Source organism: Rhodanobacteraceae bacterium, from assembly GCA_016713135.1.
Taxonomy (GTDB): domain Bacteria; phylum Pseudomonadota; class Gammaproteobacteria; order Xanthomonadales; family SZUA-5; genus JADKFD01.
The window spans coordinates 539188-552343 of the sequence record JADJPR010000023.1 but is presented as its reverse complement, the minus strand read 5'-3'; the positions used below and the strand labels follow the sequence as shown (position 1 = coordinate 552343).

General features: G+C 68.3%; 6 protein-coding genes. All 6 read right to left on the bottom strand.

Annotated features, from left to right (window positions below):
- Position 1 precedes the first annotated feature (1 nt).
- The 6 genes from IPK27_22250 to IPK27_22225 all read right to left on the bottom strand — a co-directional run bounded on the left by IPK27_22250 (position 2) and on the right by IPK27_22225 (position 12994).
- On the bottom strand, positions 2–2287 hold the full coding sequence (locus tag IPK27_22250) for a TonB-dependent receptor (protein ID MBK8070227.1): 2286 nt from the start codon (positions 2285–2287) through the stop codon (positions 2–4).
- Between the two features lie 46 nt (positions 2288–2333).
- The gene (locus IPK27_22245) at positions 2334–7349 is read right to left on the bottom strand and encodes a diguanylate cyclase (protein ID MBK8070226.1); all 5016 of its coding nucleotides are present in this window, start codon (positions 7347–7349) and stop codon (positions 2334–2336) included.
- Between the two features lie 713 nt (positions 7350–8062).
- Entirely contained in the window at positions 8063–8431 is a 369-nt protein-coding gene (locus IPK27_22240; GenBank protein ID MBK8070225.1) for an NUDIX hydrolase, read from the bottom strand.
- 40 nt (positions 8432–8471) lie between these two features.
- Positions 8472–10724, bottom strand: a complete 2253-nt coding sequence (locus IPK27_22235) for an MFS transporter (protein MBK8070224.1) — start codon at positions 10722–10724, stop codon at positions 8472–8474.
- 154 nt (positions 10725–10878) lie between these two features.
- Positions 10879–11226 carry an Hpt domain-containing protein gene (locus tag IPK27_22230; protein ID MBK8070223.1) on the bottom strand — a complete coding sequence of 116 codons (348 nt, stop codon included), beginning with the start codon at positions 11224–11226 and terminating at the stop codon, positions 10879–10881.
- A gap of 67 nt (positions 11227–11293) precedes the next feature.
- Positions 11294–12994: a response regulator gene (locus IPK27_22225; GenBank protein ID MBK8070222.1), complete on the bottom strand. Its 1701-nt coding sequence runs from the start codon at positions 12992–12994 to the stop codon at positions 11294–11296.
- Between the last annotated feature and the right edge of the window lie 162 nt (positions 12995–13156).

Here is a 13156-nt window from a genome sequence, read left to right as displayed (position 1 = left end):
CTCAAAACCGCCATTGCACATCCGCGCCGAACTGCCGTTGCTCGCCGCGGTTGTCCTGCACCAGGCCGAGGAAGTTGATCAGATCGAAGCGCAGGTGGGTGTATGCCTCGTCAGTCAGGTTCTTGACCCAGAGTGCGGCGGTCCACGCGTCGCGCTCGTAGGCGACGCGGGCGTTCCACAGGGTGTAGCCGTCCTGGGCGGTGTACTCGTTCTCGTTCTGGTCGGAATAGAACTTCGATTGGTAGTTGCCGTTGAGCTGCAGCAGCCATTCCCCGGCGCCCGCGGGGATGCGGTAGTCGATGAAGGCGTTGGCGTTCCACTCGGAGGTCAGCGGCAGGCGGTTGTCGCGCACTTCCACGCCCTGGGCATTGACGAAGGATTCCAGTTCGGCCTTGGGCAGCCAGCCCAGCCCCAGGCGCAGTTCCAGTGGATCGCTGGCCTGCCAGGCGAGTTCCAGCTCCACGCCGTGGATCTGCGAGCGGCCGACATTGTCGAGCAGTTGCAGCGGCAACCCGCCCGGTGCCTCGGACGGGGTGTTCATGAACACCTGCTGGTCGCGGTAGTCGTAGACGAAAGCGGCGTACTGCAGGCGCGCGCGCTGCTCGTCCCAGTAGGCGATGCCGCCGATCTCGTAAGCGGTCAGGGTTTCACTGCCGTAGTCGTTGCGCCGCGCTTCCTCGGCGCTGAATGCGATGGCGCCGTTGTAGCCGCCGCTCTTGAAGCCGCGCGACACGCTGATCCAGTTGCTGGCCGTGTCCGACCAGCGCCGGTGCAGCGCGAGCTTGCCGGACCACTGGCCGTCGTCGACCTCGCCGGCGACATCCCAGGCCGGGAAGGTGGCACCGTCCTGGTCGCCCGCGGCAGTGGCGACGTTGACCTGGCCGAGCGCGCGGTAGTCGACGGATTCGCGCGTGTAGCGCAGGCCCGCGGTCAGCGTGGTGGTGTCGTCGAGATCGTAGTCGAGGTTGGCGAACAGCGCCTGCGAGCGGGTGTCGATCTGGTTGTCGTACAGGAACATCGCGGCCTGGCTGAAGAGATCCGGGACTGTGCGGAAATCGCGCAGGATGTCGATGAAGAAACGCTGCTCCAGCGGCTCTTCCAGCCAGTAGGCGCCGGCGATGAAATAGGCCGGGCCGGCGTCCAGGTGATAGCGCAGCTCCTGGGTCCAGACGTCGCCGTCCGCGTGCAGCGAGCCCTCCAGCCGGCGCGCCGGACTGGCATCGGCGTTGTAGTGGTGCAGGCGTTCCAGTGAGTTGAAGCTGGATACGGACACCACGTAACTGCGCTCGTCCAGCGGGAAGGTCAGCGTCAGGTCCGCGCCGGCACTGTGGCGGTGGTGGGGGAAGCCATCGAAGTCATTGCTGTTGGCTGCAACATCGTTGAAATCGTTGCTGCCGACATTGAAGCCGAAGAAGTCGGTGCAGGCGTTGCTGCCGGCCTGCGCCGGCGTACACAGCGCGGGCGGGCTGCCCGGCGCGGCGATCACGCCGATGTGGCGCACCGGCTTGGACACGCCGTCCCAGTCCTCGCCGTGCAGCTTGAGGTAGATCTCGACTGCGTCGGTCTCCGCCAGCAGCGAGATGCGGCCCTCGCTCTGGTGCATGTCCGGATCGGGCGCGGGCGGATAAAGGTTGTTGACGGTGTAGTCGTAGCGGCGTTCGTCGAAGGCCGCGCGCAACGCGACGCGCTCACCCAGCGGCCAGTTCCAGGCGCCGCCCAGGCGTTGCGAATCGTAGTTGCCGATACCCGCCTCGACATAGCCCTCCTGCTGCTGCAGCAGCGGGCGGCGGGTGTTGACCAGCAGTGCGCCGGCGGTCGTGTTGCGCCCGAACAGGGTGCCCTGCGGGCCGCGCAGGATCTCCACCGACTCGATGTCGTAGAGATTGACCAGGTGGCGATTGCCGGTGCCGCCGCCGACGCCGTCGACATACACCCCGATGGGCGAGGTGGTGGAGGTGTTGTAATCGAGATTGCCCACGCCGCGGATGGTGATCGCCGGCGCGGTGCCCTCGGCGGTGTTCTGGGTGATCTTGACGTTGGCGGCCTGGCCGCCGAGCTGCGAGGTGTCCTTGAGGCCCTGCTCGGACAGGCGCTGGCCATCCAGCAACTGCATCGAGATCGGGACCTCGTCCAGGGTCTGCACGCGCTTTTGCGCGCGCACCTCGACGGCATCCAGGCGCGGGGCGTCCGCCGGTTCCGCGGCCGGTTGCGCGATGGCGCCCAAACCGGGCCACGCGGCGATCAACGCCAGCGGCCAGCGCCAATGCTGCCTGGTCGACTCGTGCATGCCTGTCGCTCCACCCACCCTGTGGCCTCAGGATGCCAGCTTGCGCTTACAGCCGCGAGTAGTGGAACAACCGCGCCCGCCCGTTGCGCTTGGCGTGGTAGAGCGCCTGGTCGGCCTGGCCGATCAGGGTGCCGATCTGGTCGTCCGCGGACACCGCCAGTGTGCACGCGCCGATGCTGACGCTGACATGCGGGCCGGCGCTGGACTGGGCATGCGGGATGGCCCGTGCGGCGACGCTGCGCAGGCAGTATTCGGCCACTTGCGCCGCGGCTTCCTCGTCGGTGTTCGGCAGCAGGATGGCGAACTCCTCGCCGCCGTAGCGCGCCACCAGGTCGCCCGGCCGGCTGGCCGCGCGCTGCAGCGCGTGCGCCACTTCGGTAATGCAGGCGTCGCCGTCCAGGTGGCCGTAGTGATCGTTGTATTGCTTGAAGTGGTCGATGTCGACCATCAGCAGCGACAGCGGTTCGCCGCTGCGCAGGCTGCGGCGCCATTCCAGCGCCAGGCGCTCGTCGAAGGAGCGCCGGTTGGCGATTCCGGTCAGACCGTCCTTCAGGCTCATCTGGCGCAGTTCCTCGGTGCGCTGCTGCACCTTGCGCTCGAGGCTGTCGTACAGCCGCGCGTTGACCAGCGAGATGGCTGCCTGGCCACTGAGCAGTTCCAGCGTCAGTTGCTGCCGCGCGGTGAATGCGTTCTCCATCTGGTTGTTTTCGAGGTAGACCAGCGCGATCAGCTTGCCCTGGGTCACCACCGGCAGGCAGATCACCGACTTGGGCTGGCGCATGCGCAGGTAGGCGCTGTTGGCGAAGCGCTCGTCTGCCGCCGGGTTGTTCAGCAGCAGCGCGGTGCGCGTCAGTTGCACATACTCGATGATCGAGTTGGGCAGCAGCGGCTGGGCTTCGTCCACATAGTCCGCCAGCCGGCGGCTGATGCGCTGGGTACGCAGGTGGCGGCCGTCGACCATGCCGCCGGCGGCCTCCACGATCAGCTGGTCCTCGTCGTCGAGGATGATCGCGCAGTGCTCCGCGCCGGCGTTCTCCAGCAGCACCTCGAGCATCTTCTCCAGCAGCGAGTCGAGCTGGATCTCCTTGGCCAGCAGCTGGTTGGCCTTGAGCAGGGAGCGCAGGTCCAGCAACCCGGTCTGTTCCGAGATGTTGCGCAGGGTGGTGCTCATGCCGCCCGGCGCGGCGCGGGTCTCGATGCTGCGGAAGGGGGTGTCGGCCCATTGCCGCTCCAGCAGCGCACATTTGGCGGCAGCGCCCCAGCGGCGATAGTGGAAATAGGCCTCGCGTATGAAGTTGCGCGCCAGTTGGCGCTGGTTGAGGCCCTGCCAGAAACGCGCGTAGCGCTCGTTGGCGAGGGCCTCGCAGACCACGTAGCCGGCTTCGGCGGCGGCGTCGATGGCTTGCGCGTACAACTCCATCGCATGGCGATCATCGCCGCCGGCGCGCGCGTCCTCGGCTTCCAGCAGCAGCAGCTTGTGGCGGAAGTTCTCGACGCAGCCTTCGCTCCACAGGCGGAAGCTGGCGATGTGTTGCTGTGCCGCGAGCCGATTGGCGGCGGCCAGCTGCGCATCGTCCCCGGCGAAATCCGCGCGCAGCAGGCCGAGTGCGACGTAGAAACGGATCTCCACCGTCGACGGGCCATCCGGCACGCAGGCTGCAACCGTGTCCAGATTGGCGGCATGCCGCGCCCAGCCTTCGCGGTCGTCCCGCAGGTAGCAGTTGCGGATCATCGCGCTGCTGTGGAAGGCCAGCGGGATCGATGGTGTGCGGTAGTCGCCGCCGAAAAAGGCCTCCGCTGTCGGCTCGCCATCGTCGCCGGAGGTGCCGCGGAGTTCGCGCAGCGGCAGCAGGACGCCGTAGCGCAAATCGCTGTAGATGTTGGGCTGATGCGTGTTGCGCAGGAACTTGAGCCCGCGCTGGCATTCGCTCTCCAACTCGTCGAAGGGGATGCCCTGAATGAACTTGGTCATCGCCAGCGCCAGCGCGCAGTAGCCGCTGGACAGCGGGTTGATGCCGGCCTGGCCGAGCTCGAAACCACGCTCGAGGTAGGGCCAGGCATTCGACTGCGGCTCGCACCAGTGGAGGTAGAAGGACGTGAAGTAGTGGTAGACGGTGATGCGGAAGTACTTGTTGTCGCGCTGCTCGGCCAGGCGCAGCGCCAGCTTGCCCATGCGGTAGCAGTCCGGGTAGGGCTTCTTCATCACCGACATCGCCGTGACATAGGCCACGTAGGCGATGCATGTGAGGTCGCACTGGCCCTGGCGCAGGCTCGATTGCACCATGCGGCAGCCGACCATGACGAAGGAGGCGAAGCGGCCGGTCTGGTAGGTGGCGTAGGACAGCGAGAAGTAGACGCGCATTTCCAGCAGGGTCGCGCGGTCGCTCATTTCCGCGGTGTGCAGCAGTTCCTCGTGGCTGCGCCCGGCGAGCAGCTGCTCGGTGGCGGCGAACTCGCCGGGGAACTGCTGGCCCGCCAGGGCTTCCTCGGCCGGGAACTCGCGACCGAGCAGCGTCAGTGCCAGCAGCAGCACCGGGAAGGACTCGAGGTAGCGGCCCTGGATCGCGTACTGGTCCGCCTGCACCAGGCACAGCGTGACCTTGGCCATCGGGTCATCGGTGGCCGCGATGCCCTCGGGATAGATCTGCTCGGCCTCGGCAAAGTGACCGGCAAGGTATTCGGCTTCGGCCAGCTCCTTGTACAGCGTCAGCGCCAGCTCGGGCTGGCTGCGCCAGGAATCGCCCGGCAACAGCGCGCGTGCGCTGCGCAACAGGGCGACGGCCGCCGGCATCGCCGAGGCCGCCTTGGCCCACAGCCCGCCACGCAGGTTGAGTTGCAGCAGGCGCGCGCGTTCGGCGGGATCGTCGATCAGCGCGACCGCCGCGTTCAGGTGCTCCAGGATGGTGAACAGGCGCGCGCGCAGCTCTTCGCTCGAGCTGTGCTGCAGCAGCAACCGGCCGCAGTGGAGCCGCAATTGCAGGCGGTCCCGCTCCTGGGTCAGGGCATACGCGGCCTGTTGCACGCGGTCGTGCAGGAAGCGATAGCGCGAGGCCTCCAGTTGCGCCGCGTCCTGGGCGAACTTGTAGCCCTCGTCCAGCGGCAGCACCATGCCGGCCTGCAGCGCGGGCCACAGCACCACGGCCGTCTGTGGCGCATCCTGGCCACCCACCGCCATCAGCTCGCGCATGTCGAAGCTGTCGCCGAGGTGCGCCGCCAGCGTCAGCAGCGCCTGAGTCTGCGGCGCCAGCGTGCGCAGCTTCTGCAGCATCAGCTCGACCACATTGTCGGTCATGCCGCGCTGGCGGATCTGGGCGATGTCCCAGCGCCACTTGCCTTCGGCGCGCACGTAGTGGATGTCGCCGCTGGCGTGCAGGGTGCGCAGGAACTGGCCGAGGAAGAAGGGGTTGCCGCGGGTCTTCTCCACGCACAGCGCCGCCAGTTCGGCCACCTCGGCCTCGGCGCAGTGCAGGGTGTCGGCAATCAATCGCGCCACCTGCGCCGGCGGCAGGTCCTTGAGGTGCATCTGCTGCACCGGCAGCTGCGCGCGGCTCATCGATTCCAGCGCCAGCGCCAGCGGGTGCCCCTCGGAGACCTCGTTGTCGCGGTAGGCGCCGATGATCAGGGTGCACAGCTCGCCCTCGAAGCGCAGCAGGTGCTCGATCAGCTTGAGGGTGGGCACGTCGGCCCACTGCAAATCGTCGAGGAACAGCACCAGCGGATGCGCGCGCGGTGACAGCGCGCGCACGAACTGGGCGAAGGCGATGTGGAAGCGGCGCTCGTTCTCGGCCGGCGGCAGCACCGGCATCGGCGGCACCTGGCCAACCAGCAGTGCCAGATTGGGCAGCAGTTCCGCCACCGCGGCGGCGTTCTCGCCGAGCGCTTCGAGCAACTCGCACTTCCAGTAGCTGCGTCGCTGCGGGCCTTCCACCGCGAGCTGCCGCAGCAGTTGCTGGAAGGCCTGGATCAGCGCGCTGTAGGGCTGGTTGCGACTGTATTGGTCGCACTTGCCGCGGATGAAATAGCCGCGCCGGGCGACGATCGGCCGGTGCAGCTCGCCCACCAGCGCGGTCTTGCCGATGCCCGAGTAGCCGTTGACCAGCACCAGCTCGGCGCGACCGCCACCGACGCGCTCGAAAGCCGCATCCAGCGCCTGTGATTCCGCCTCGCGCCCGTACAGCCGGTTGGCCACGCAGAAGCGCTCCGGGACATCCTGCGTGGCCAGCGGAAACACCTCCATCCGGTGGCAGCGATGCCACTGCTGGGCGCATTCGGCGAGATCGCAGTGCAGGCCGAAGCTGCTCTGGTAGCGGTCGTCGGGCGACTTCGCCAGCAGCTTCTGGACGATCAACGACAGCGGCTCCGGGATGGTCGGGTCGACCATGTGCAGCGGCGCCGGGCTGATCGCGATCTGCGCGTGCAGCAGGGTCATCGGATCGCGCGACTGGAACGGCGTGCGCCCGCAGAACAGCTCGTAAAGCACGATGCCGAGCGAATACAGATCGCTGCGGTAATCGATCTCCAGGCTGGTGCGCCCGGTCTGCTCCGGCGAGATGTACTCCAGCGTGCCGCGCAGACCGGCTTCCGGGGACGGCTTCTGATCGTGCGCCAGGCGGGTGGACAGCGCGAAGTCGCACAGCTTGAGATTGAGCGTGGCCAGGTCCACCAGCACGTTCTTGCTGGAGACATCGCAATGGATCAGCTGCTGCTCGTGCACCGCGCTGATCGCCGAGCACAGCTGCAGCGCCAGCGCCATGCGCTCGGCCAGGTCCAGGCTGCGGCGCGCCGCCACCTGCGCCAGGTTGGCATTGCCGAAGTCCTCCAGCACCAGCACCAGCGAGTTGCCGTCCTGCTCCAGCCCGAGGGTGCGGATCACCCAGCGCGACTCGATCGACTGCAGGATCGAGTGCTCATGGCGCCAGCGCGCGTTCAACTCCGGCGAGGGGTGGCGGGTGTCCTGGTACTTCAGTACTACCCGCTCGCCGGCGTCGGTCTCGGCCCGCGCGACGACGGTCTCGTCGACGGCGTAGAGCACTTCCTTGACGGTGTAACCGGCGAGCTTCATGCGGTCTGCGGTGGGGGTAACGGCATGCCAAAGCATCGCATTAGAACAGGGTACGGCGTGACATGCACCGCCGGTTGTCGGCCCTGTTGGCGGGCGTCGTTCCCTCGTGGGTCGGGCGCCGGGCGCCGGGGGATGGCGCGGTGGCGCGGGTTCCGGATGTCGATCTCGCTTCTGGTGTTGCGGACACTGCCCGCTGTCTGGTTGGTGTCGTTGACGCCGCGTAGTTTGTTCGGCTGGGTTCCGCCTGCGACTTGTCGCCTTCGCCTTCGCCGTCGCCGTCGCCTTCGCCGTCGCCGCTGCTTTGCTGCTTGTGGGAGCGGGCTCCGCCCGCGATCTTTTTGCTTCTCGCTTTTCGCCTTTGGCTTCTGTCTTCGAGATCAAGAGCAAGAGCGTTTCGGCCTGGCGGCCGAGTCACTTCTCTTTGAGTGGCCAAAGAGAAGTAACCAAGAGAAAGGCCACGGGGCGCGGACGCGGGGTGCCCTCTTTCTTGGTCACCTTCTTTCTGGGCAAGCAGAAAGAAGTGACTCGGCCGTCAGGCCGAAACGCTGTTGCTTTTCAAGCGACAGCAAGAAGCCACAGCGTCAGCCAAAAGCCACAGCGACAGCCAAAATCCACAGCGACAGCGAAAAGCCACAGCGACAGCCAAAAGCCACAGCGACAGCGAAAAGCCAGAGCGACGAGCGAAAAAACCGCGGGCGCAGCCCGCATCCCCCTCACCGAGGCCAGTGCCCCCGCAGGAACTCCAGGTGACTGGCAAACACCGGCCGCAAGGCCTCCAGTTCCGCCAGGTTCACCCAGCGCCACTCGGCCACCTCCCCAGGGTCGGCCACGATCGGCCACGGATCCACCGAGCACAGCCACCACCCGAGGGTGTAGCGGCCGTCGTCGGTCGTACTCTCGAACACCCGCCGCAGCGCGCGCCCGCGCAGGCCGAGTTCTTCGGCCAGTTCGCGCGCCACTGCGGCGGGCTCGTCTTCGCCGGGCTCCACGCGCCCGGTCGGTGGCGACCACCAACCGGCGCGGGGACGGCCTTCGGCGCGGCGGATGACCAGCAGGCGCCCGGCGGTGTCGGGCAGCAGCATGACGACTGCAGGCAGGGGCGCCGGCATCGCGCGGCCGGGATCAGCGGCCGAGCAACTCGATAGCCGCCGCCTTGATCGAGGCATCCGAGGGCAGCACCAGGTTGGCCGCGCCGGCCAGCGGAGTGTAGGTGTCGGCGCCGCAGACGCGCGCGATCGGCTTGCCGCCGCAGCCGCCCTCGATCAGCGCGGTGATCACGCCTTCGCCGGGGCCAGCGCTCTTGCGGCCTTCGTCGACCACGAGGATGCGCGCGCACTGGCGGCCGTGGGCGGCGATGGCCGCGTCGTTCAGCGGCTGCAGCCAGCGCAGGTCCATCACCCGGGTCTTGATGCCGCGCTCGGCCTCCAGCTGCTTGGCCACGCGCAGGGACATCGGGATGGCGTTGCCGTAGGAGACGATCAGCAGATCGGTGTGGTCCTCGCCGTACAGGCGCGGCTCGCCGATCGCGATCGCCTGGTCCGGCGCCGGGTAGGCGAAGGACCACTGGCCGTCGCCGGCATCAAACAGATCCTTGGTCATGTACAGCGCGATCGGCTCCAGGAACACCGAGACCCGCCCGTCGACCTGCGACAGCGCCATCAGCGTGCGCAGCATCATCGCGGCGTCGTCGCCGCGGCTGGGGCATCCGATGGTCAGGCCGGGGATATCGCGCAGCGCGGCCATCGAGTTGTCGTTGTGGAAGTGCCCGCCGAAGCCCTTCTGGTATCCCAGGCCGGCGATGCGGATCACCATCGGGTTGCGGTACTGGTTGTTGCTGAAGAACTGCAGCGAGGCCGCCTCGCCGCGAATCTGGTCGCAGGCGTTGTGGTAATAGGCGAGGTACTGGATCTCCGGGATCGGCAGCATGCCCAGGTTCGCGAGGCCCTGCGCGAGACCGAGGATGGTGGTCTCGTCCAGCAGCGTGTTGAACACGCGCGCGCCCTTGAACTTGTTCCACAGGCCCTTGGTGACGGTGTAGACGCCGCCCTTCTGCGCCACGTCCTCGCCGAACAGCAGCGAGGACGGGTACTTCAGCATCAGATCGTGCAGCGCCTGGTTGATCAGGATCGCGAGGTGCTTGGGTGCCTGCGTCTCCGGCAGCGCCGCGCCGAACACCTTCGCGCGCTCCTCGGCGGACGGCGCGCGCGTTGCCTCGGCCATCACCGCATCCGGCGTGTACGGCGCCAGCGGCGCGACGACGTCTTCCAGCGTGGTCAGCTTCGGCGTCTGGTCGGCCGCTTCGGCCGCCTTGAAGCAGCGCGCGCGGATGTCCTCGTAGTGCGCCAGCAACTCGTCGGCCGAGTACACGCCGTGCTCCAGCGCGAGCGTGGCCGAGCGCAGCAGCGGATCGGCGGCCTCGCCGGCGAAGATGTCGTCGAAGTTGCGGTACTCGATCTCGAAGTCGGTGCCGGCGTGGCCCATCAGGCGCGTGGTGCGCAGGTGCAGGAAGGTCGGCTTGCGCTCGCGGCGGCAGTAGTCGATGGCCGCGGCCACCTGGTCATAGCCTTCGGCCAGGTCCAGGCCGTCGGCGGCGAAGTACTTCATGTGCTGGCGCTGCGCGAAGCTGTGCGCGATCCAGCCGGTGGGCGTGCGCACCGAGATGCCGATGCCGTTGTCCTCGCAGACGAACAGCACTGGCGCCTTGATCTGCTGGTAGCCGGCCCACTCGGCCGCGTTGAACGCGCCCTGCGCGGTGGCGTGGTTGGCGCTGGCGTCGCCGAAGCTGCAGATCACGATGCTGTCGTCCGGAATCGGCAGTTGGTGGCCGATGCGCTTGGCCTGGTCGATCGCCATCGCGGTGCCGAAGGCCTTCGGCGGGTGGCTGGCGATGGTCGAGGTCTGCGGCAGCACCCACAGCGGCTTGCTGCCCCACACCTTGTGACGCCCGCCGGAAGCCGGATCGAGCTTGCTGGCGGCGAAGGACAGCGCCGAATCCATGATCGGGTCCATCCCCGGCAGCTTGCGGAAGCGCTCGGCCATGAAGCCGCCGGAGCGGTAATGCAGGAAGGCCGGATCGGTGTGCCGGGTCAGCCGCGCGACCATCGCATTGCCTTCGTGGCCGCTGCTGCCGATGGTGTAGAAGACCTTGTTCTGCACCCGCAGCACGCGCGCCATCAGGTCCAGGTGGCGGCTGATCAGCTGCGACTCGAACAGCTCGCGGAAGCCGCCCACCGTCAGCGAGGTGCCCGCGCACAGGATCTCGCCTTCGCCGCGCTGGCGCGCCTTCGGGGCGCCGTTCCAGGCGCGCACGCTGGCGGTGAAGTTCTGGTCGACGACTTCGGCGCGGTTGAGCTGCTTGCTGCGGGACAGGGACATGGTGGGTGAGCCAGCGAAAGGAGAGGGAAGGGGATGCGGCGGCCGCATCCGTTCAAGGGGCGTGAAGCATAGCGGCTGGCGCGCATGCGGCCGGGCCTGGCCGCGGGGCGTGGTTCAGCAGCGCGCAGGGCGCGGGCAGTGACGCTGGCTGCGCTCAGGCCGTGGGCGGAAAGGCGGCTGCCAGCATCCGGGATGCGCCGTCGAAGGCCTCGCGCAGGCGCTGGACCTGCGCGCTCAGGCTGGCGGCATCGCCGGTGGGCGCCAGGCGTTCCAACTGCAGTGCGCACTCGGCCAGCTCGGTGGCGCCCAGGGTGCCGGCAGTCCCCTTGAGGCGGTGCGCACCGTCCCCGGCAAACACCCGGTCCAGGGAGTCGGGCTGCAGGCGCGGATCGTCCAGGAAGCTGCGCTGATTGGCGGTGAACCGCGCCACCAGCGCGCGCATGGTGCCAGGGTTGCGCGCATCCACCAGGAGAAGATCGCTGAGGGTCTGCGGGTCGATCACGCCAAGGTCCCGGTGCGCGCAGCGGCGGTACGCCCGCAGTATCGCATCCGCGGGTGTGGCTGTCGCTTCAGGGCGCGGCGCCAGAGCCGGCCGCTGGGTCCGGCGCGATGCACTGCGCCAGGGCGCTGCGCAGAGATGCCAGCGAGACCGGCTTGGACAGGAAGGCGTTCATGCCAGCCTCGCGCGCATGCTGCTGGTCCTGGGGGTAGGCGTTGGCGGTCAGGGCCACGATGTACTGCTGCGGACGCGCCGCGCGGATCCGGCGGCTCGCCTCCAGGCCGTCCATGCCGGGCATGCGGATGTCCATGAAGACCAGGTCGAAGGGTGTCGCGGCCACCGCCTCCACTGCGGCGGCGCCATCGTCCGCAAGGGCAACCGTGCACCCCAGGGTCTCCAGCATGGCCGACACCACCATGCGCATCACCTCTTCGTCATCCACCACCAAGACCTGCAGCCCGCCCGGGGCTGCCGGGGACGGGGTCGGTCGCGGCGCGTCGGGCTGCGCCGCCGGCTCCACCCATGGCAGCTCCAGGGCCGCGCGCAGTCCAACGGGGCGGCCAGGGCTGAGCGTCAGGGTGCCGCCGAACATCGTCGCAATCTGGCGCGTGATGAACAGCCCCAGTCCGGCGCCGCCGCGTTCGCGCCCGCGCGGAAGCTGGCTGAAGGGCTGGAACAGCAAGTCCAGATCGCCGTCGTCGATGCCGGGGCCGGAATCGGTCACGACAAACCGGATCCGCCCGGAGGCGGCACTGATCCGGAAGTCGATCAGTCCGTCGTCGGTGTGCTTGCACGCGTTCGACAGCAGGTTGCCGAGTGCCTGGCGCAAGCGGGTGGCATCGGTCAACAAGCGCCGCGGTACGCCGGGTTCCAGATGCACCGCCAGGCGCACACCTGCGGCTGGCCGGGCGTCCTGCGTCACCGCCTCGATCAGCTCCGGCAGATCCGCCGGCGCCATCCGGATGGCCAGCTCACCGGATTCCACGATGCCCACATCCAGCAGGTCGCCGATGATGCGTTCCAGATCGTCGCAGCGCGCGCGGGCCGCCGTCAGCAAGCCAGCCACCGGCGGCCGCAGCGGATCCTGCAAGGCCACCTCCAGGCTGCCCACGATGGCCGCCAGCGGCGTGCGCAGATCATGGCTCATGCGCGCCAGGAAGCTGGTTTTCTCGCGATCCGCCAGCATGGCCTGGGTGGCCAGCTCTTCGTTGCGCAGCTTTGCCTCGCGCAGCTGCGCCAGATTGTGGTCGTACACCCGGCGCATCATCGCCAGGCCGACACCGCACAGGATCGAGGTCATCAGGGTGGTGATCAGCGCGTCCAGCGCCTCGCCCATGCCATCGAAGGGCAGCGCGGCGGGCACGCCGTCCCACAGTTCGATGGCACACAGCGTCACGAAGATGGCCAGCGGCGCACTCACCGCAATCGCCGCATGACGCCCCGGCAGGGCCAGCACCGAGAACACCACCGCAGCGGCGATGGCCGGCGTGGTAGACCCGCGCACACCGCCGTTGGCCTCCCAGGTGGCCGCAATCAGGAACATCACGTTGCACAGGAAGGCGCCGCTCAGCAATCCATAGGGCACGCCGCCGCGGCCGGCGATGGCAATGGCCGCGAAGGCCAGCGCGCTGAAGGCCACGGCCCACAGCAACATGCCGTCATGCGCGCCCAGCTCCCAATTGACCACGATCCCGACGGCCGAGAACAGCATGCCGAGCCAGGAACACCCGATCACCAGGCGGCGCTCGATCGACTGCTGCGCTTGCGTCATGTGTGCCCGCCGCCCCGGTGGATGCCACGCGCGGCCCCAGCGGCCGCCATCGCTGGATGATCGTTGCTTTGTACATAATCGTGCCAGAGGGAATCTCGCCGCCGCAGCCTGCGGACCCGGCAACGCCAGGTCGATGCGCGCCCGCGAAGTGCTGGCGATGTG